The sequence below is a fragment of the Prosthecobacter sp. genome, assembly GCF_044222565.1.
Classification (GTDB): Bacteria; Verrucomicrobiota; Verrucomicrobiia; order Verrucomicrobiales; family Verrucomicrobiaceae; genus Prosthecobacter.
Map to the genome: position 1 here is coordinate 283,307 of NZ_JBGANA010000008.1, position 19,505 is coordinate 302,811.

Annotated in this window: 16 protein-coding genes and 1 tRNA gene; 10 read left to right on the plus strand and 7 right to left on the minus strand. The window is 60.3% G+C overall.

Annotated features, from left to right (window positions below):
* Positions 1-21 precede the first annotated feature (21 nt).
* Positions 22-3,192, plus strand: a complete 3,171-nt coding sequence (locus tag ACILSR_RS14340) for a LamG-like jellyroll fold domain-containing protein (RefSeq protein ID WP_395750468.1) — start codon at positions 22-24, stop codon at positions 3,190-3,192.
* 135 nt (positions 3,193-3,327) lie between these two features.
* Here ACILSR_RS14340 and ACILSR_RS14345 read toward each other — a convergent pair whose 3' ends face one another.
* From ACILSR_RS14345 to ACILSR_RS14365, 5 genes are all read right to left on the minus strand, one after another.
* Positions 3,328-3,828 carry a hypothetical protein gene (locus tag ACILSR_RS14345; protein ID WP_395750469.1) on the minus strand — a complete coding sequence of 167 codons (501 nt, stop codon included), beginning with the start codon at positions 3,826-3,828 and terminating at the stop codon, positions 3,328-3,330.
* A 123-nt stretch (positions 3,829-3,951) separates the two neighbouring features.
* Positions 3,952-4,389 (minus strand): ExbD/TolR family protein, encoded by a 438-nt coding sequence (locus tag ACILSR_RS14350; RefSeq protein ID WP_395750470.1) that lies wholly within the window; start codon positions 4,387-4,389, stop codon positions 3,952-3,954.
* A gap of 25 nt (positions 4,390-4,414) precedes the next feature.
* A tRNA-Val gene (locus ACILSR_RS14355) sits at positions 4,415-4,489 on the minus strand.
* Between the two features lie 142 nt (positions 4,490-4,631).
* Positions 4,632-5,567 (minus strand): LysR family transcriptional regulator, encoded by a 936-nt coding sequence (locus tag ACILSR_RS14360; protein WP_395750471.1) that lies wholly within the window; start codon positions 5,565-5,567, stop codon positions 4,632-4,634.
* An 81-nt stretch (positions 5,568-5,648) separates the two neighbouring features.
* Positions 5,649-6,200, minus strand: a complete 552-nt coding sequence (locus ACILSR_RS14365; RefSeq protein WP_395750472.1) for a hypothetical protein — start codon at positions 6,198-6,200, stop codon at positions 5,649-5,651.
* A 116-nt stretch (positions 6,201-6,316) separates the two neighbouring features.
* Between ACILSR_RS14365 and ACILSR_RS14370 the strand changes: the two genes are divergently transcribed.
* The 3 genes from ACILSR_RS14370 (at position 6,317) to ACILSR_RS14380 (ending at position 9,298) form a co-directional block, all read left to right on the plus strand.
* Positions 6,317-6,991, plus strand: coding sequence for a peroxiredoxin-like family protein (locus ACILSR_RS14370; protein WP_395750473.1), 675 nt, complete (start codon positions 6,317-6,319; stop codon positions 6,989-6,991).
* A gap of 17 nt (positions 6,992-7,008) precedes the next feature.
* On the plus strand, positions 7,009-8,142 hold the full coding sequence (locus ACILSR_RS14375) for an alkene reductase (protein ID WP_395750474.1): 1,134 nt from the start codon (positions 7,009-7,011) through the stop codon (positions 8,140-8,142).
* An 85-nt stretch (positions 8,143-8,227) separates the two neighbouring features.
* Positions 8,228-9,298 carry a hypothetical protein gene (locus ACILSR_RS14380; RefSeq protein WP_395750475.1) on the plus strand — a complete coding sequence of 357 codons (1,071 nt, stop codon included), beginning with the start codon at positions 8,228-8,230 and terminating at the stop codon, positions 9,296-9,298.
* Positions 9,299-9,614: 316 nt separating this feature from the next.
* On the opposite strand, the gene ACILSR_RS14385 is transcribed toward ACILSR_RS14380, so the two are convergent.
* Together ACILSR_RS14385 and ACILSR_RS14390 are read right to left on the minus strand one after the other, a co-directional pair.
* The gene (locus ACILSR_RS14385) at positions 9,615-10,664 is read right to left on the minus strand and encodes a sugar phosphate isomerase/epimerase family protein (RefSeq protein ID WP_395750476.1); all 1,050 of its coding nucleotides are present in this window, start codon (positions 10,662-10,664) and stop codon (positions 9,615-9,617) included.
* A 272-nt stretch (positions 10,665-10,936) separates the two neighbouring features.
* Positions 10,937-11,587, minus strand: coding sequence for a hypothetical protein (locus ACILSR_RS14390; protein WP_395750477.1), 651 nt, complete (start codon positions 11,585-11,587; stop codon positions 10,937-10,939).
* 649 nt (positions 11,588-12,236) lie between these two features.
* On the opposite strand from ACILSR_RS14390, the gene rsmH reads away from it, so the two are divergent.
* Genes rsmH through mraY form a run of 6 tightly spaced genes read left to right on the plus strand, consistent with a single transcriptional unit; the run spans position 12,237 to position 19,500 of the window.
* The gene (gene rsmH, locus ACILSR_RS14395; protein WP_395750478.1) at positions 12,237-13,169 is read left to right on the plus strand and encodes a 16S rRNA (cytosine(1402)-N(4))-methyltransferase RsmH; all 933 of its coding nucleotides are present in this window, start codon (positions 12,237-12,239) and stop codon (positions 13,167-13,169) included.
* Positions 13,166-13,561 (plus strand): hypothetical protein, encoded by a 396-nt coding sequence (locus ACILSR_RS14400; RefSeq protein ID WP_395750479.1) that lies wholly within the window; start codon positions 13,166-13,168, stop codon positions 13,559-13,561. Before rsmH ends, ACILSR_RS14400 begins: the two co-directional genes overlap by 4 nt.
* Positions 13,558-15,420 (plus strand): peptidoglycan D,D-transpeptidase FtsI family protein, encoded by a 1,863-nt coding sequence (locus ACILSR_RS14405; protein ID WP_395750480.1) that lies wholly within the window; start codon positions 13,558-13,560, stop codon positions 15,418-15,420. Before ACILSR_RS14400 ends, ACILSR_RS14405 begins: the two co-directional genes overlap by 4 nt.
* The gene (locus ACILSR_RS14410) at positions 15,417-16,994 is read left to right on the plus strand and encodes a UDP-N-acetylmuramoyl-L-alanyl-D-glutamate--2,6-diaminopimelate ligase (protein ID WP_395750481.1); all 1,578 of its coding nucleotides are present in this window, start codon (positions 15,417-15,419) and stop codon (positions 16,992-16,994) included. Before ACILSR_RS14405 ends, ACILSR_RS14410 begins: the two co-directional genes overlap by 4 nt.
* Positions 16,991-18,355, plus strand: a complete 1,365-nt coding sequence (gene murF / locus ACILSR_RS14415) for a UDP-N-acetylmuramoyl-tripeptide--D-alanyl-D-alanine ligase (RefSeq protein ID WP_395750482.1) — start codon at positions 16,991-16,993, stop codon at positions 18,353-18,355. The genes ACILSR_RS14410 and murF overlap by 4 nt, the downstream gene beginning before the upstream one ends.
* Positions 18,352-19,500, plus strand: a complete 1,149-nt coding sequence (mraY, locus tag ACILSR_RS14420; protein WP_395750483.1) for a phospho-N-acetylmuramoyl-pentapeptide-transferase — start codon at positions 18,352-18,354, stop codon at positions 19,498-19,500. Before murF ends, mraY begins: the two co-directional genes overlap by 4 nt.
* Positions 19,501-19,505 lie beyond the last annotated feature (5 nt).

Genomic DNA, 19,505 nt, shown 5'->3' on the forward strand with positions numbered 1-19,505 from the left:
TGTGATGCGTATGAGTGAGCCATGATTCCAACTGCTCGCACCATTCTCATGTGCCTACTGTGCTTACCGTGGGGCCACCTTGCCGCGCTACAGGAGACCTGGGAGACGGGGTATGCGAAGGAGGATGTGACGGGGACGCATGTGCTTGGGCATTGGGGGTTTGATGGGGAGAGGAAGGATGTGGAACTGCATGGAGCGGTGTTGAATCCGAAGGGAAAATTTGGCGGGGCTTTGGAGTCGTTTCCGGGGTTTCCAGTGGAGGACAAGCGGCATGCGGCGGTGGTGGCGGTGAAGCCGGTGAAGGGGGCGTTTACGCTGGAGATGTGGATCAAACCGAAGGCGGAGTTCAAACCAGAGCTGCGGTGCTTCCTGCTGGACAAGAAGTATGTGGATCACACTGATTATCAGTGGCAGATCGGGGAGGCGGACAAGAGCGGGCTGCGGAGGATGTGGGTGACGCTGGGGTTTGGGGCAGAATCGAAGACGATCTATTCGCTGCCGTTCAAGCTGGAGACGGACGTATGGCAGCATGTCGCGTTTACGTATGATGGCGCAGGAGAGGGCAAATTTTATCGGAATGGCGCAAATGCGGGCGGATCGAAGCTGGATGGGTATGGGGCCGTGAGGGTGGGGATGAAGCCGCTGAGCCTTGGGGACAGGCTGGGAAGCAACTATGGCGGTTTTCCGGGGCTGATGGATGAGGTGCGGGTTTGTGACGGGGTGCTGAACTTTGAGCGCGTATTCCTGCAGATTGTGGCAGGACGCAGCGTGTGGCGGCGCATGGAGACGGCGAAGCCGGTGGAGATCGTGGTGACGAATCTGAAGCGGGAGACGCTGAAGGGCGCGGTGCTGAAGGTGAGTCTTGGGGGAAAAACGGAGGAGTTTCTTGTGTCGGATTCGGCAATGGGGCAGAGCTTTACGGCCAGGTATTCGATGAACACTGCGCTGAAGGCGGGTGATTATGAATTGAGAGCGCGGTTTGAGTCGGGTGATTATTCGACCGAGCAATCAGCGGCTTTGAAAATCGTGGCGCGGGTGCCTGAGCGGATGCCAGTGATCATGTGGGGGGCGAGCGGTGAGGAGATGCAGCGGGTGAAGGATCTTGGCTTCACGCACTTCATCGGGCTGGGGGCGGACTATGGGGAAATGTGGAAGCAGAAAAAGATAGCGCCGCCAGCGAAGCCGGAGGTGATTTCAAAGAACCGCGCAATGCTGGACAGGGCGCTGGAGAACGGGCTGGAGGTGATTGCGAGTCTGTCGCCGGCGCGGGCGCTGGAGTCGGAAGAAAAGAATCTGCGGGTGGGGCGTGATGGGAAGCCGTATGCGCGGCAGGACATCTGTGCGTCGCTGCCGGACTTTGCGTCTTTTTTCCAGGTGGTGGGGATGAGTGTGGCGAAGGCGTATGGGGATCATCCGGCATTTACGACGGCGTTGATTGATTCGGAGGTGCGGGACAACACGCAGGTGAGCTTTAATGCGGTGGATGTGGAAGCGTATCGGAAGTTTGCGAAGGCGGAGATCCCCGCGGAGGTGTCGGCGAAGTGGGGGGTGGACTGGACGAAGATGAAGGATTTTCCGGCGGACCGTGTGATCGAGGATGATCATCCTGTTTTGAAATATCTGCGCTGGTTCTGGACGGTGGGGGACGGCTGGAATGGACTGCACACGTCACTGCACAAGGGTGTGAAGAGCAGCAAGGTGTGGACGTTTTTCGATCCGGCGGTGCGGCAGCCGAGCATCAGCGGGGCGGGTGGTGGTGTGGATGTCATCTCTCACTGGACCTATACTTATCCTGATCCGCTGAAGATTGGGATGTGTGCGGATCAGTTGTTTGCGATGAGTGCGGCGACGGGGAAGAACCAGCGGGTGATGAAGATGACGCAGCTGATCTGGTATCGATCGCAAACGGCGCCGATGGGAAGCAAGGCGCCGGGTGAGGTGGTGGCGTGGGAGGATCATGATCCGGAGGCGGCGTACATCACGATCGCTCCGATGCATTTGAAGGAGGCGCTGTGGACGAAGATCGCGCGGCCGGTGCAGGGGATCATGTATCATGGCTGGCAGTCGCTGGTGGAGACGAACAGTCCGGGGGCGTATCGGTTCACGAATGCGAACACGGCGCCAGTGCTGAAGCAGCTGCTGCATGATGTCATTGAGCCGCTGGGGCCGGCGCTGATGGCGATCCCGGATGAGCGGAGCGAGGTGGCGCTTCTGGAGAGTTTCACTTCGCAGATGTTCGCGCGCCGCGGCAGCTACGGAAGCAACACGGACTGGGCGGCGGACGTGTGGCTGGCGCTGCAGCATGCGCATGTGCAGACGGACATCGTGTACGAGGAGGTGCTGCTGAAGAGCGGGCTGAGTGGTCGCAAGGTGCTTGTCATGCCGTATTGCGATGTGCTGACAAAGTCGGTGGTGGCGCGCATTCGGGACTGGCAGAAGAAGGGCGGCAAGATCGTGGCGGATGAGTTTCTGTGTCCGGCGCTGAAGGCGGATTTTACGTTGCCGAGCTTTAAGCGGGTGAAGAAGGCGGATGCTGACGAGGCGAAGGTGCTGGAGATGGCGAAGTCCGTGGCCGGCTTCGCGCTGCCGCAGAAAGCGATGTGCGACAATCCTGAGATCATTGTGCGCACGCGGAAGTTTGGCGATGCCACGTATGTTTTTGTGGTCAATGACAAGCGCGAGTTCGGCAGCTACGTGGGGCAGCACGGGCTGGTGATGGAGAACGGGATGCAGGCGAGCGGCGTGGTGAGCCTGAAGGCGGAGGCGGCCAATGTGTATGAGCTTACTGGGACGCAGTTCATTGTGCCGAAGCGTGGCGATGACGGCACGGTGAGCTGGCCGGTGGATCTGGGGCCGGGAGACGGCCGCATTTTCATGGTGCTGCCCAAACCTCTGCTGGGCCTGAAGCTGGAGGTGCCGGAGAACGCGGTGGTGGGGAACAAGGTGAAGGTCGCGGTGGGCATCACCTCCACGCAGGAAGCCCCGACGAAGGCGGTGGTGCCAGTGCGGGTGGACATCCGCGATGCGAACGGAAAAGAGACAGAAGGCAGCGGCTATTATGCTGCAGAGAACGGGATTGTGGAGATCGGTCTGGACCTGGCGCCGAATGAGGACCCGGGTGTCTGGGAAGTGCGGGTGAAGGAACTGGCGAGCGGGATGGAGGCGCGGAAGTGGATGAGGGTGGGAAGGTAGAATTATGAAGGATGAATTATGAATGATGAATGGCCCTGTTCTTGGGAGTGCTGGATCAGGGCGGCGAGGTGAAGAATGAAGGTAGAAAAATTAGGGGTAGAAAAATTTCAGAACCGGCATTTGGGACGAGGTGTTTTAGAAACCTTCGTCGCTCGCGATGGTGACGGTGATCTTGGCGATGCCGGCCTTTTTGAGGGTGGCGACGGTTTGGGTGATGGTGGTGCGCGGGGTTTTGGCGTGGGCTTCCAGAGAGACGAAGACCTTGCGGGTCCCGGTGTCTTTGAGGAGTTTTTCCAGTGCCAGGGAGAGGTCGCTTACGGGTTCTTCGTTGATGCTGACTCCGCCCGTTTCGGAAAGGCTCATCATGATTTCATCGGGCAGGTCGTCTTTGGCCGTCGCTGGGACGGGAGTGACCGGCGATGATGTTGGTGAGGACGGGGCAGCTGGTGCAGCGGGAGGAGGGATCTGAGCGGGGAGCTGTGCTTTCAAGTCTCGATCGGCCTGAATGTTTTTGGCAGTTACATGCGAGACGTCCGAAATGATGAAGAAGATAGCGACGAACAGAAGGATCAGAAGCGCGACGCTCCACTTGATGATGCGAGTGCTGAGTTCTCCAGACAGGGGGTGAGTTTTCATGGAGGCGATGATGCCGCCGCGGTTAAAGACAGGCGATCAAAATCGACGCCGGCGCGAATGATCCACGTCGGTCGGCGTGGCGGAGCGGAGGTGGATGATGAGCGGCAGGACCGGCGACAGCCTCTATTTAAATTCCTCGCTACCGACGGTGAAAGTGACATTCTTTATGCGCGCTTCAGCCAAGGCATTTAGCGCCTTGATGACGTCTTCATAAGCCGCCTTCTCGTCAGCGCGGATGGTGACCAGGAGTTTGGTTCCCTGACTGACCTCAACCAACTGACGCAGGGAGGCGGACAAATCCGTCACTGGATCACTCTCGTCGAGGCTGATGCTTCCATCGGCTGCGATGTCCAGAGTGACTTCGGATGTGTCTTCACCGGCCTGGCTGTCAGCGTGAGGGAGGGCAGAATCGATTTGTTTCAAAGCGGTTTCCACTTTGACGCTGGAATAGCAGACAAGCCAGATGCGCGACAGCATGAACAAGAAGACGCAGAAAATCAAAATCAGCCCGAAAAGGATCCAATGGAGAGGCCGGTCCGTTGGCTGGGCAATCCGCTGCATGAGAGGCGGGAGATTCATGACGAAATGGTGCGCGGAGAGGGATTCGAACCCCCGACCAACTCGGTGTAAACGAGCCGCTCTACCACTGAGCTATCCACGCGGTGTGATTGATGCAGAGTTGTGTATGGCGAAAAGTGGCGCTGTCAAATTCTGTTGAGCCTGCTTTGGCATCCTCACATCACTCCAAGCAAGCACTCAAAGGGGGTAAACAATAAAAATGGCTGCTGGAGTCGGGGGTATTGCTATTTCGCAACTGGAGCAGCGGTGCCTCTTTCCATTTGCTGGCGAATGGCGGGAAGGCGTTCTCGCAGCAATTCCAACCAGGCGGAAACCGTTGGGGAGGGCTCACCTTTGGGGCGGGCAAGCACAAGGTCGATCAGGGGTGAAGCGGGAAGCACAGGCAGAATCGTTACGCCGGGTTGCGGCATGCTGCGGACACATCCGGGCACGAGGGCGACGCCAATGCTGGCGGCCACCGCCATCAGCACGGTATGAATCATGGGCGGCTCGCTGACGACCTGCGGTGTGAAGCCTGCCTTGGCGCAAAGCTGCGTCATCGCATCAACCAATTTGGGCGCTTCGCTGCGTTTGAACATCACAAAATCCTCGCCGGCACATTGATCCAGACGAACTCGTTTGGCCTTGGCGAGTGAATGAGACTCCGGCACGGCCAGCATCAGGCGGTCGTGGTAGATCCGTTCCTGCGTGAAATTCTTTTCGTCCGATGCGGCCAGCGGGCGTGTGAAGCCGACGTCGATTTTTTCACGGGCAAAGGCCTGCAGTTGTTGCTCGGGCGTCATCTCAAACAAATGCACGCGAACGAGGGGGAATTTTTTGCGGTATGACTGAATCAATTTCGGCAGAAAAGCGGACACCGACGCGCTGACGCAGCCGATGGCGAGAGACCCGGTTTCACCGCGCGCGGCGCGGCGGGCGATCTGCTTGGAAAGCTCCGCATGGGCGAGAATCTTCCTGGCCTCGGACAAGAAGGCATTGCCCGCAGCGGTGATCGTCACGCTGCGCTTGGTGCGGTGCAGCAGTGACACACCGAGCTCCTCCTCCAGGGCCTTGATCTGCTGGCTGATGGCCGGCTGCGCCACATGCAATTCCTCTGCCGCACGGGTGAAGTTCTGCCGCTCGGCCACGGTCACGAAGTATTTGAGATAGCGCAGTTCCATGCCGGAAGCAGTAATCGCTCAAACTTATCACTGCGAGATTTAAGTGCAATTTCCGCAATGACGTGACAGCGGCTTATTCCATCACGCCGTCCGAAGAACAGTGCGGCAAACAAAACTCATCAAAACAACAACAAAGCCAGTCCTATGAATACGTCCGCAAACCATCTCCAGCGCCTCATCAAGCCCTTGTCCCTCTTCCTGGGAGTCCTGATGTTCATGTTTGGATTCCTCAAGTTTTTCCAACCGATCCATGGATGGTTCGAGGTTCAGATCCAGCAGAGCCACCTGCCCCACGAGTCCATTCTTGCTGGAAAACTGGGGGAAATGGCCACCGGATGCCTGTTCCTGCTGCCATGGGTTCGTCGATCCTTGTTCGCAAAATTCAGAGAGTCCCTTCTCCTGCTCGCTTGTTTGAGCCTCGTCGTTGAGATGTGTTTGGCCATCTATGTCCACCTGCAGCCCGGGGTGCCTGCGGGCGTCCTTCCCCTCGGCATCAAGGCGCCGGTGATTCCCGCTGTCGTGTTCACCCTCGGTTTGCTCACAGCTTTGGCCGTTTGGAAGGAGCGCCAGGCAGCAAAGGCGTAATCGCTCCCGCTTATCGCTGCGAGAGCCAAGTGCGATTTCAACCATCACAAGACGCCAGCCCGTTTCACCCAAACCGCCCCGAAGAACGGCGCGGCCAGAAAACGCAAAACGAAAGCAACCTAACCACTCTTATGAATTCGACAGCTTATTTTCCCATCCCCGCCTTGAAGCCCCTAACGACCACGCAGGAGCTGGACGCGACCCGCGCGCTTTATCGCGACCACAAGCTCCCGAAGAGCGCCATTGAGATCATGGACGCCGCGACGGCGGACCTCGAAAACGACGACGCTGCAAGTCATTCGCTGCAGCCCGGTCACACCGCGCCGGACTTCATCCTGCCCAACGTGGACGGCCGCAGTGTGCGGCTCTACTCGGAGCTGAAAAAGGGGCCGGTGGTGCTGGTTTTTTATCGCGGCGGCTGGTGTCCCTACTGCAACATCCATCTGCGCGGCTTTCAAAAACTGCTCGCTGAATTCAATGCGGCGGGCGCACAGGTGGTGGCCATTTCACCGCAGCTGCCGGATCAATCTCTGTCCACCCTGAAGAAGGATGAACTCGCCTTTCCCGTCTTGAGCGATGTCGCACTCAGCACAGCGCGTGCCTTCGGCGTGGCGTTTGAACTGCCGAAGGCGCTGCTCGATCTCTACGCGGACTTTGAGGTCGTGCTGGACGACGTCAACGGCGAGGAAGGTGCCAAAGAACTGCCCATGCCGGCGACGTTCGTCATTCGTGCCGACCGCACCCTCGCCTATGCGCATGTCGAGGCGGATTTCACGCGCCGCTCGGAACCCTTGGAGGTTCTGAACCTTGTCCGCGAACTCGAAAACATCACCGCCTGAACATGAAATCTCCTACCATGAAAACGAACACACTCTTCACCCCGCTGGAACTCGGCGCCCTCAGCCTGCGCAACCGCATCCTCATGGCTCCCACCACGCGCATGCGGGCCCAAATGCCCGGCAACATTCCGTGGGAACTCAATGCGACGTATTACCGCCAGCGTGCATCCGCCGGGCTGATCATCAGCGAAGCCACGCCGGTTTCACCGCATGGACACGGCTACTTTCAAATGCCGGGCATTCATACGACCGCTCAGGCCGAAGGATGGAAGCTCGTGACGAGCGCCGTGCATGAAGCGGGTGGGAAGATCTTTCTACAGCTTTTTCACGCGGGCCGGATGTCGCACAATGATTTTCAACCCAACGGTGAACTGCCCGTGGCACCCAGCGCCATTTCCAGCCTTGGGCAGTCGCCCGTAGCGCCCGGTGTGCTGAAACCTTGCCCCGTGCCGCGCGCCCTGGAAACGGGCGAGATCGCCGGCGTTATTGAGGAGCACCGCCGTGCTGCGGAACTCGCCATGGTGGCCGGCTTTGACGGCGTGGAAATCCACGCGGCCAACGGTTACCTGCTGGAGCAATTCCTTTCCGACCACGCCAATGTGCGCACGGACGCCTATGGCGGCTCTTTGGCCAATCGTGCGCGGCTCATCCTAGAGGTCACCGAAGCAGTGGCCTCGGCCTGGCAGGCAGACCGCGTGGGCATCCGCTTCTCGCCCGCGAACGCGCACGACGGCATCGCGCACACCGACCGCTTCGGCACCTACGCGCATGTCATCCGTGAATTGAACCGCTTTCAGCTCGCCTACATTCACTTGGTTGAACCACGAGTTGCGGGCAACGCGGAGGTCGCGCAATTTGATGCCGCTCTTAGTTCACGGCATTTCAAACCGTTGATTACCGGCCACACGAGATTGATTTCCGCCGGAGGCCACACCCTGGCCAGCGGGGCGGCAGCGGTGCAAAGCGGCGAAGCCGATGCCATCGCCTGGGGACGCCAGTTCATCGCCAATCCCGATCTGGTGGAACGCTTTGCGAAGAATGCGCCGCTCAACCCCTACAACCGCGAGACGTTTTACGGCGGCACGGAACAAGGCTACACGGACTATCCGTTTTTAAATCTGACACCTGGCCGTTTGACTCAGCTATCCTAGCGTTAGTGAAGGGGCGTAAATGCAGCTGGTGAAGCATTTCGCAAGCGGGCGGTTGCGATCAGGATCGATGTGGTGACAATGCGGGATGAAAACCGCCGTCCTGCCTATTTTCTTTTTCGTTCTGGCGAACGTGTGTGGGGCCGTGGCTGCCGAGGGGAAGGCGCTGGCGCCGCCGGAGACGAATCTGCCGTGGGAGCATGAGGAGTCCGGGCTGAGGCTGCCGGCGGAACTGGCGAAGATGCAGGCGCAGCAGGTGTTCCGCTATGACGAGGCGGCGCTGGGATTTTCGGTGAGGTATTCGGACGCGAAAGCCCGGCTGCGGGGGGATGTGTATGTGTACCCGTGCCCGAAGAAGGTGACGACTGCGGAGGAAATCAAGGAGGCTCTGCGCGAGACTGCAGGCGGGGTGGTGTGGGAGGTGGAGGAGATGGAGCGGCGGGGCCACTACAAGAACTTGAAGAAGGGAAAGGCGGAGTATCAGCCGTTCGAGCTCATCCCGGAGAAGGCAGGGGTGAGCGGAATGCTCTCCCTGCCCATGGAGATGACGAAGGTGGAGCACGGTGAGGCCGGGGATGTGGAAGTCCCGGTGGGGAGCTTTCTGGGCATCATGGTGCTGAAGAGTCACTTCGTGAAAGTTCGGATCACCTATCCGCTGGACGGGACGGAGAAGGAGCAGGAGAAGGTGGAGAAGCGGGTGACGGATTTTGTGAACCAGGCACGACGCTGTGTGCTGGACCCGGGGCTGCGGGAGGAGGCGGCGGAGCAGATCGAGACGTATCGCCGTGATTCGCTGTCTGAGGAGGGACGGGAGATGGCGGGCGGAATCTTTGCCTATGCGGAGGTGACGCCGATCATGAAGCTGACGATCGACGATACGATCGCGACGCTGGGAGATGATCTGGAGCAGGTGTATCCGAAGGCATCGCTGGAACTGGTGCGCGCCTTCATCGTGGGCGCGGTGGCGGAGTCCCTCAAGAAGCCGGGGGACGTGGCGCCGGATCTGGTGCAGGCTGGCGCGGCGGAGATGGTGCGGGTGTTTGCGGCAATGCAGAAGGCGAAGCCGGGGCTCTCAAGCAAACGGATGGAGGAACTGGAGACTGCGGTGAAGGGGAAGAAGGCGGCGGCGTGGTTTAAGGAGGCGGGGAAGGGGAGGTAGGCGGTGGACGTTCGTCAGTGGCCGGTAGGCCGTAGCCGGTGGGATTGAGGGCAGTCGAAGGGCAGAGAGGATTGATGAACGTCGAGCAATCGATTTTTGACTTTCGAGGTTCCAAACGGATGAGGTTCGAACGCGAATGGCCTCTGTAGGGCATTTGATTTATGCGCGTGCTGCCTTTCCACGCTGCAAGGACGGCGCACCTTTTTGAGCGCCTGCGACGCTATAGACCCGAAACTTCGGCCCCGACGCAGCGGTGCCCTACCGGTCCTAGGGTACGCGCTACGCTGGAAGGTGTCGATGTGAAGACGGCGCGCGATTAAGGGTTGGCGCGAAGCCAGGCGAAGCTGCGTTCGGCTTCGGCTTTTTGGTAGGCGATCTCGGCGTCTTTTTTGGCGGGGCCGTCGGGGGCTTTGAAGGAGTCGATCTTGTGACCGCGCTTGGCCATGTCGAGCCAGGCTTTGAACATGGGGGTGTCGCGGTGGTTGGGGAAGATGGTCCAGAAGTCGTCCTTCTTCCAGGAGAAGGGGCGGGCGAAGCCGGAGATGGTCTCGACCTGGAGGGGGACGCCGGGGGCGAGTTCCGCGAAGCGTTTGGCGTAGGCTTTGTAGTCCACGAGGCCTTCGCCGATGGCGGTCCATTGGACGACTGCGCCGTTGTCGTCTTCCCAGAGCATGCTGTCGCGGACGCTGCTGCAGATGGTGAGGGGGCCGAGAACTTCGAGGTGCATCATGGGTTCTTCGAGGGCCCAGACGGCGTTGCCGGGATCGATGTTGGCGCCGACGTAGCCTTTGCCGGCGGCTTCGATGAGGCCTTTCAGTTCGTGGGACTGCATGTCGCCTGCGTGGTTTTCGATGGCGATCTTGATGCCTTCTCCCTCGGCCTTGGTCTGGCAGGCTTTGATGGTTTTGACGACTTCTTCGATGTGCTTCTGGATGCCGCCGTCGGTGCTGCGGTCTTTTTGATTGCCGAGGTAGCAGCGGGCGACGGGGGAGCCGAGGGCTTTGGCGATGCGGATGGTGAGGCTGAGGTGCTCTTCGGGCGTGCCGTAGATGTCCTTCCAGGTGTTGGAGGTTTTGCAGACGCTGCCGGTGCCGACATAGAGCTTCACGCCAGCGCGGTCTGCCTGCTCTTTGAGGCCTTTGAGGTAGGCGTCTTCGAAGTTTTCAAACACATGCAGTTCGGAGATGAACATGGTGTCCAGCTTCAAGGCGGCGGCGTAGTCGATGAACTGGGCGGCCTTCCAGCCGGTGGCGCGGAGGGAGAAGTGGTCGAGGCCGATGGCGAGCTTGGAGCCGGTGGCGGCGCGGGAAAGCGATGCTGCGGTGGTGGCGGCGAGGGTTTGCGCGAGGAAGGAGCGGCGGTTCATGCGGCGCATGCTAGCGGAGGCGTGGGGGCTGTCGAATGGGAATCGAGGCGAAGCTCGAACCACGAGGGGGGACGCTGACGCGGGGGACGTGGCCGATTCTTAACTTGGAAAACTCCGAACTTAAAGTGAGCGCCTCGATCGAGGACGAGTTCGAGTAAGAGGACGATGACGATGCTGGATAGAGCACATCTGGACCACTTCTTTACTCGGGGGCTTTGACGCGATATGCGCCTTCAGGGAGGAGGAGTAAGAGGAAGAGGAGGAAGTTTACCCTAGCGGATGATGAGCTTCACGGCACCCTGGCCCTGGCGGTCGTCTGCGGAAGAGACGAGAATCTGGGCGAGGTGGTGGCCGGTGCGCCAGGGGGCGCCGTTGATGGGCTTGACCTGAAGGAGGTAGGCGCCGGTGCCGACGTTGCGGAAGGAGGTGATGTTGTTGCTGAAGGGGGCCTGCTGGCCGGGGACTTCGAAGTACTCCATCAGGGTGAAGTGATCTTTGGTGAGATCGGTGACGGGCCAGCCGCCGCTGCTGATGAGGACGAGGATGTTGGCGGGGTGAGAGTTGCCATTGGCGGCGGCACCGGCGGAGGCCTGGGCGGCAATGGTCAGGGCTGCAGAGGCAGGCGCTGCGGTTTTAGCCGGGGCTTTCACGACAGCGGGGGCGGGAACGGGCGCAGCGGGTTTTGGCGCAGGCGCTTCAAAAACGGGTTTCAGCACGGGAGCAGGCTCGGGCTTTTTCGCGGGAGCCGCCGGGGCAGGTTTGGCTGCGGGTTTGGCTGCGGGTTTGGGTTTGGCCGCGGCAGGTTTTTTAGTGGCGGGTGCGGCCGCCTTTGCAGGCTGAGGCTTCTTTTTCGCTATGGCGGTTTTTTTGGCGGCTGCAGGCTTCTTGGCAGGGGCCTTCTTTGGAGCAGGTTTTTTGGCCATAGGGTTGGATTGGGTCAGAATTGTTTCAATTTCCGCGAGGCTAGCAATACTTCTGCCTCTCTGTCGAGATTCCTGTTGGAGCGGGCGTGCGAATATTAGAGCCGCGCTCAAAGATCTTTTATTATTACCCACCTCTTTTTGAAGAGTTCGGTCACGGAGCTTTTGCCGAAACAGGCGTTCGATATCAGCGGGGGATTTGAGGGTATCTCTAAAGGCTCTGGTTACTCGAATGAACAGTATGTGAGTAATTACTTAGAAGCTGAAAATTCTGAAAATAGGCGATTGCCAATGATATGATCTCTCGATTATAAGGATTAGTTAGATTTTTAGATTTACGGTCTTTCTGTTACGCTTTGCACACTCGGCAGTTTTTACAGGTTCCGTTTCCTTCATGAACGCGCTTGCATCCATTGGCTCTCCTTTGACGCGGCTCTCCCTTCGGTCGGTCCGACGGGAGCGGTCCTTCGTGGAGCGAGTGTTTGCTGAGATTTCCAGACTGATTGGATTTTTTCAAGTAGGTGGACGCACATGGTTCGGTGCCGCAGATGCGATGGATGACCTGATGCCATGGGGCCGCGGGACATTGGTGACGCGTGAAGGCACCGGGGGAGGGGCAGAGCCGCCAGAACCTGCTCCGCCTGAAGTGACTATGCGTAATTTACCCTTTTATCATGCACCTGTGCTGCTGGCCGAGGTCGTGGAACTGCTCCAGCCAGCGCCCGGTAAGCTTTTTTTCGATGGAACGCTTGGGGGTGGGGGCCATTCAGAGGCTCTGCTGCAGCACGGTGCGCGTGTGGTGGCGATGGACCAGGACCTGAATGCGCTGAAGCATGCGACGGAACGGCTGAAGCCGTTTGCAGCGCAGTTCTGTGCATTGCGCGGAAACTTCCGCAACTTTCCCCAGATCGTGGAGGAGACAGGAGTTTCCGGTTTTGACGGCATGCTGGTGGACATTGGCGTGTCGAGCCATCAGCTGGACGACGCCGGACGTGGGTTCTCCTTTATGAGAGACGGTCCGCTGGACCTGCGGATGGACACGGAGGGAGCACGGTCCGCGGCGGACATCGTGAACACTGAGGATGAAGCGGAACTGGTGCGCATCTTCTTTGACTATGGCGAGGAGCCAAATGCGCGGCGCATTGCGCGAGCGATCGTCAAGGCGCGCGGCTTGGGCCCCATCCGCACGACGTTTCAACTGGCGGATCTTGTGTCCACCGTTTCACCGAAACGAGGCAAGAGGCATCCGGCGACTCTGGTGTTTCAGGCGCTGCGCATCGCGGTGAATGATGAGCTCGCGGCGCTGCACGATTTTCTGGCGGCGGCACCGCGGTGGCTGAAGCCCGGCGGCAGGCTGGCGGTGATCTCTTTCCACTCGCTGGAGGACCGGATCGTGAAACAGACGCTGCAGCATCTGTCCGCGCCGTACATTGACCGGCCGGAGTGGCCGGAGGCGCGGAAGAATCCGGACTGTGTGCTGAAGCTCATCACGCGCAAGCCCGTGCAGGCGACCGCTCAGGAGACCGAAATGAACCCACGTGCGCGCAGCGCGGTGCTGCGCGTGGCAGAAAAACTACCCGCATGAAACCACTCAAGCGCAACCGCTACCGCAACAGCCTGGGCCTTTCCACGATCACGGCGATCCTGATCGTGGTGGCATCGCTCGCTCTTGTGGGACTGGGCATTGTGGTGAGCAAGAACCGCGTGCGTGCGATCGGGGAGGAACAGCGCAAGGTGGAGTCGGAGATGCGTCTGCTGAACGCCGAGATTCTGGCGCTGAACAACCGCATCGAGACCATGCTGACGCGCGACCGGGTGCAGCCGCGGCTGACCAGTGCGGGGACGCTGCTGCGACCGATCACGAAGCACAACATCCTGCTTCTGAAGCCGCTGACTGAAACACCGGCGCAAGCCGCCACCGCTGCCGCGCCCGGCGCGGAGCCGGCGCTTGCCCACAACATGCCGAAAAATCCGTGAGCCAGCCCCTGCCCAATCAAATTCAGCTTCGCCGGGACCGCCCGGTGTGCCGCCGCATGCTGCTGCTGCTGTCCGTGCTGCTGGCAGGGTTTTCCGTGGTGACGTGGCGGCTGGCGGTGATCCAGATCAAAGAATCGCCGCGTCTGGCGACGCTGGCGGCGAAGAAATACCAGCGGCACATCGTGCTGCCCGCGCATCGGGGAGCGATCAAGGACCTGAGCGGCGAATATCTGGCCCATGATGAAGACGTACGGGAGCTGTACACGGACCGTACGCATCTGCGGGAAGTGATCACCGTGCGGCATCATCTGGCGGCAGTGCGGGGTGTGAAGGCCCTCGAACTGCGTGAAAAGCTGGGAGAGGCGGATACGATCGCAGCGTACCACGAACACGTGGCGAAGGTGCTGGCGGGCATTTTGCCCATGCCGGAGCAGGAGATCCGCGAGCAGATCTCCAGCGACAAACCAGAAATCGTGCTGGCGAAAAAGGTGGACGAAGAGACCGCGAAGAAGTGGGAGATCCTGTTCAAGGCCGAGCACATTTTTGGCATTCACATGAGGCCGACGGTGGCGCGCTGCTTTCCTGCCAAAGACCGCCTGTCTCTGGTGCTGGGAGACACGGACACCAGCAACAAGGGACGCTGGGGCGTGGAGCGAATGATGGAGGCGAAGCTCACGGGCGTGCCTGGGGAGCAGCTGATCGAGCGCGACAAGTCCGGGCATGAACTGCCGTCCTACCGCGGGCAGGTGACCGAGCCGCAAAACGGCAGCGATGTGTACCTGACGATCGACATGCAGCTGCAGGACAATGTGGAAGCCATCTGCGAGAGGGCGTGGAAGGCCAACAAGGCACGCCGGGCGGTGATCGTGGTGACGGAACCGACCACGGGAACGGTGCTGGCGATGGCGGCGCGTCCGCACCTGGATGTGAGCAATCCTGACGTCAGCACGTGGACCAATCACGTCATCGCAGATCCGTATGAGCCGGGATCCATCTTCAAGGTTGTGACACTGGCCGCGGGACTGGACAACCGTAAGATTTCGCCTGGGGAAATGATCGACTGTGGCAACATGTATTACGAGGATCCTGTGCGCAAAATTAAGCTGAGTGATGACGAGCCACTGGGCATGCAGACCGTTAAGGGTGTTCTGGTGCATTCCAGCAACATCGGCATGTATAAAATCAGCAAACGAGTTGGACAGGACATGATGCTGGACTATGCCACAAGGTTTGGATTTGGTGCTTCCACCGGCATCGGTTTGGTCGGCGAAAGAGCCGGCTACCTCAACACCGGCAAATGGAGCAACACCACCTACTCACGCATGCCTATTGGATACGAAGTCAACGTCACCCCGCTGCAAATGTGCATGGCCTACGGCGCCATCGCCAACGGCGGCGTGCTCATGAAACCGCGGCTCATTGACCGCACAGTGAAACCGAACGGAGAAACCGAAGTGGTGCCGCCGCAGCCGGTGTGGCAGGCCTGCACTGCCAAGACCGCCTCAACCCTGCGCGACTTCCTCGAAGGCGTGGTGGTGGAGGGTACGGGCAAACGCGCTGCCATGGCGGAAGTGCGCGTGGGCGGCAAAACGGGCACGACGCGCCGGTATGACCCTGAAAAGAAGCGCTACATCGATGGCAGCTATCTCACTTCTTTCGTCGGCATGGCCCCGATCGACAATCCACGGCTGGTGTGCCTGGTGATGCTGGATGATCCGAAGGCTGAGAGCTCCGCGATGGTTCGTGGAGGACGCATCGCAGCGCCGATTTTTGCCGAGGTGGTGCGTGAGACGCTGGACCATCTGGCGATCCGCAACGAACGCCCGATGAAGGTGGCGGTGAAAGGAGGCGCGCAATGAAACTGCGTGACCTGATTCCATTTCTCGACAAGCCCGCCGTGTCCGGCAGCCTGGACACGGAGATCACGGGCCTGGCTTATGATTCGCGCAAGGTGGGTCCTGGCATTGCTTTCGTTGCGGTGCGCGGCACGCATGTGGACGGGAATGCTTTCGTCGGCAAAGCAATCGAGCTCGGAGCGGCGGCGATCATTTCTGAGCAGGCACCTGCGGAGGACGTAACGGTGCCGTGGGTGCATGTGCGGCATTCGCGCATCGCCATGGCGCAGGCCGCGGCGGCGTTGAACGGCAGTCCGGCCAAGGCGCTGACGATCGCCGGCGTGACGGGCACGAACGGCAAGACGACGACGGCGTTTCTGCTGCACCATCTATTTAATACCGCACAGATGCGCAGCGGTCTGCTGGGCACGGTGTATTATGATCTCGGTGATGGCGAGCATGTGCCTGCCACGCACACGACGCCTGAGTCTCTGGAGATCCAGGGACTGCTGGCGAGCATGCGGGACAACGGCTGCCGTGCCTGCGCGATGGAAGTGTCCTCGCACGCGCTGGACCAGGACCGCATCTACGGCCTGCCGTTTGCGGCCGCCATCTTCACGAACCTGACCCAGGACCATCTGGACTACCACGGGACGATGGAGAAGTACTTCGAGGCGAAGGTGAAGCTGTTTCAGATCACCGCCGAGTCCTCGCCGCGTTCGGCTTTGATCATCAACGGGGACGACTCGTGGGGCCGCAAGCTGGTGCAGCGTTTTGAGCACACCGGGCGTGTGGTGCGGTTTGGCTTTGGCGTGGGCTGCGAGTATCGCGCCATCAATGTGCGCTATGATCTCACGGGCACCACGTTTGAGCTGGAAGCGAAAGGACGCAGCTTTTTGGTGCGCCTGCCGCTGATCGGTGACTTCAATGTCTATAACGCCCTCGGCGCGCTGGCCGCGGCGCAGGGAGTGGGGCTGAATCTGCGTGAGGCGATCAAGAGCCTGCAGAATGCGCCGCAGGTTCCCGGACGCATGGAGCGCGTGTCTGAGAATTCGCGCTTCCAGGTCTATGTGGACTATGCCCATACGCCGGACGGACTGGAGAACGCCGTGCGCACCGCCCGTGCGCTGCGGCCGCGCCGCCTGATCACGGTGTTTGGCTGTGGCGGAGACCGGGATCGTACGAAGAGACCCAAGATGGCGGCTGCGGCGGAAGCAGGCAGCGACATCTGCGTGCTGACCTCTGACAATCCGCGCACGGAAGATCCGCAGCAGATTTTGAATGATGCGAAGGCCGGCTTCGCACGGCCGCAAAAGCACGCGGTCATCGCAGACCGCCGTGAAGCAATTCAAACCGCGCTGCAAAATGCGTGGGAGGGAGACCTTGTCCTCATCGCAGGCAAGGGACACGAGGACTATCAGGACATTCAGGGCGTGAAGCATCCATTTGATGACCGCAAGATCGCCCGCACGATCCTTCACCATCTCAAGGCCGACCGTGCCGCCGAACGCGAAGAGAAAGCCGCGGAACGCGAGGCGATGCGTGGAGGATTTGACCGTCCTGACAGACCCGACCGTCCCGACAGGCATAACCGATGACTCCCATTTCACTTCAGACTCTGGCCCAATTTGCCGCAGGAACACTGCGTGGCGACGGCGCGCGCCTGGTGACGGAAGTGAACACGGACTCGCGCAAGATCGCCGGTGGCGAGGTGTTTGTGGCGCTGGTGGGGGACAAGTTTGACGCGCATGATTTCATCCCGCAGGTGGCGCAGTCCGGAGCGGCCGCCGTGGTGGTGAGCAAGGTCAACGCCGCGTGGGGCACCCTGCCGTGCGCTGTGATCGAAGTGGGAGACACGCTGCTGGCGCTGCAGAACATGGCGCGTGCCTACCGCGCGCAGCATGCGCCGCTGATCATCGGCCTGACGGGCAGCAACGGGAAGACTTCGACGAAGGATCTGGCGGCTGTGGTGATGGCACGCAAATGCCAGACGCGCGCGACGCTGGGAAATCTGAACAACCACATCGGCCTGCCGCTGACGCTGCTCTCGCTGCGCGAAGGCGACCAGTGCTGCGTGACGGAGATGGGCATGAATCATCCGGGAGAGATCAAGGTGCTCACGGACATCGCCCGGCCGGACGCCGGCATCATCACCAATGTCGGCATGGCCCACATCGAATTCATGGGCACGCAGGACGCGATCGCCTGGGAAAAAGGCACGCTGGCGGCGAATGTGCGCCCCGGAGGAGAAGTGGTGCTGAATGCGAACGACAAGTACAGCGAGCTCATCGCCAGACATTGCCAGGCCAGCGTCACCATGGCCGGAGTGGGCTGCGGCGACGTGGTGGCCTCCAATCTCCGCGCGGATGCGACGGGCACGACTTTCACGCTCGACTTTGGTGGAGAGAAGGTGGAGACCCGTCTGCCGATCCTGGGCGAGCACATGGTGGGCAATGCCGCACTGGCCGCTTGCATGGGCTGGCGGCAGGGCATTGCGCCGGCGGACATCGCGGATGCGCTGAACCAGGCGAAGCTTACGGGAGGGCGCGTGGAGCCGAAGGTGCTGAAGGGTGTTCAGTTCATCGATGATTCGTACAATGCGAACCCGGACAGCATGATGGCAGGACTGCGCACGCTGAGCACGCTGGGGTCGTTTGGCAGCCGCCGCGTGGCGGTGCTGGGGCGCATGGGAGAGCTGGGAGCCATCGCGGAGACGGAGCATCGCCGTGTGGGCGAGTTTGCCGGTTCGCTCAAACTGGACGCTGTTTTCAGCGTCGGCGGCAGCGAAGCCGCCTGGATCACCGAGGCCTCGAAGGCGGTGACGTCCGAACATTTTCCTGATCATGCCACCTGCGCGGCTCGGCTGCGCGAATGGCTGCGTGAGGGAGACGTGGTGCTGCTGAAGGGCAGCCGCTCCGCGCGCATGGAACAAGTCCTCACGCATTTTTCCGCCTCATGATGTACTGGCTTTACGAATTTAGAGAATGGCTCACCGCTCATCAATGGATCAGCGATGACGCCGCTCTGTACAAAATTCTCAACCTCTTCAAGTACCACACGTTCCGTGCCGGCGGCGCGGCACTGACGGCGTTTGCGCTTTCGCTGATGTATGGAGAGCGCCTCATCCGCAAGCTGATCTCCCTCAAGATCGGGCAGCCGATCCGTACGGCGGAAGAAGTGCACAAGCTGCATGAGCTGCACGGCAAGAAGGCCGGCACGCCGACGATGGGAGGCATCCTGATTCTCTCCGCGATCGTGATCTCGACGCTGCTGTGGGCAAAGTGGGACAACATCATGGTGTGGACCGTGCTGTTCACCACCATCGGCCTGGGCGCGCTGGGCTTTCGTGACGATTACCTCAAGATCAGCAAGAAAAACTCCAAAGGCGTGAGCGCGCGCACCAAGCTGGTGTGGCAGACCTCAGTGGCCTTGGTGGCTGGACTGCTGTTTGCGTATGCGGTTCCCGGAGACGAAAACGGCACGACTCTGCGCGCCTTGTACATTCCCTTTGTGAAGAATGCGGTGATCTCGGACATGGGCATTTTTGCCGTCGGCTTGTTTGCGCTCATCATCGTCGGAGCCTCGAACGCGGTGAACTTGACGGACGGGCTGGACGGACTGGCCACCGGCTGCTCGATCACCACGTCTCTGGCGTATGCGGCGTTTGGCTACATTTGCGGGAATGCGAAGTATTCCGACTATCTCGGCGTGGCGCACAACAGCCTGGCCAACGAACTGCCCATCCTGGCCATGGCGATGGCGGGGGCATGCCTCGGCTTCCTCTGGTTCAATGCCCACCCGGCCAAGATGTTCATGGGAGACACGGGATCCCTGGCGCTGGGCGGCTGCATTGCCTCCCTGGCCATCGGCTGCAAGCAGGAGATCGTGCTGGCGCTGGTGGGCGGCGTGTTTGTGATGGAGGCGATGAGCGTCATTCTCCAGGTGTGGAGCTTCAAGAAGCGCGGCAAGCGCATCTTCCGCATGGCTCCCATCCATCATCATTTTGAACTCGGCGGCTGGCACGAAAACCAGGTGATCGTGCGCTTCTGGGTCCTGTCCCTGCTGTTTGCCATGCTCGGCCTGGCCACGCTCAAGCTTCGTTAATTCAC

What these genes read in the sequence shown, in the direction of transcription:
- ACILSR_RS14340 (WP_395750468.1), top strand. Translation starts at nt 22, where the DNA reads ATGATTCCAACTGCTCGCACCATTCTCATGTGCCTACTGTGCTTACCG.
- ACILSR_RS14345 (WP_395750469.1), bottom strand. Translation starts at nt 3,828, where the DNA reads ATGAAAACTCACCCCCTGTCTGGAGAACTCAGCACTCGCATCATCAAG.
- ACILSR_RS14350 (WP_395750470.1), bottom strand. Translation starts at nt 4,389, where the DNA reads ATGCAGCGGATTGCCCAGCCAACGGACCGGCCTCTCCATTGGATCCTT.
- ACILSR_RS14360 (WP_395750471.1), bottom strand. Translation starts at nt 5,567, where the DNA reads ATGGAACTGCGCTATCTCAAATACTTCGTGACCGTGGCCGAGCGGCAG.
- ACILSR_RS14375 (WP_395750474.1), top strand. Translation starts at nt 7,009, where the DNA reads ATGAAAACGAACACACTCTTCACCCCGCTGGAACTCGGCGCCCTCAGC.
- ACILSR_RS14380 (WP_395750475.1), top strand. Translation starts at nt 8,228, where the DNA reads ATGAAAACCGCCGTCCTGCCTATTTTCTTTTTCGTTCTGGCGAACGTG.
- ACILSR_RS14385 (WP_395750476.1), bottom strand. Translation starts at nt 10,664, where the DNA reads ATGAACCGCCGCTCCTTCCTCGCGCAAACCCTCGCCGCCACCACCGCA.
- ACILSR_RS14390 (WP_395750477.1), bottom strand. Translation starts at nt 11,587, where the DNA reads ATGGCCAAAAAACCTGCTCCAAAGAAGGCCCCTGCCAAGAAGCCTGCA.
- rsmH (WP_395750478.1), top strand. Translation starts at nt 12,237, where the DNA reads ATGCGTAATTTACCCTTTTATCATGCACCTGTGCTGCTGGCCGAGGTC.
- ACILSR_RS14400 (WP_395750479.1), top strand. Translation starts at nt 13,166, where the DNA reads ATGAAACCACTCAAGCGCAACCGCTACCGCAACAGCCTGGGCCTTTCC.
- ACILSR_RS14410 (WP_395750481.1), top strand. Translation starts at nt 15,417, where the DNA reads ATGAAACTGCGTGACCTGATTCCATTTCTCGACAAGCCCGCCGTGTCC.
- murF (WP_395750482.1), top strand. Translation starts at nt 16,991, where the DNA reads ATGACTCCCATTTCACTTCAGACTCTGGCCCAATTTGCCGCAGGAACA.
- mraY (WP_395750483.1), top strand. Translation starts at nt 18,352, where the DNA reads ATGATGTACTGGCTTTACGAATTTAGAGAATGGCTCACCGCTCATCAA.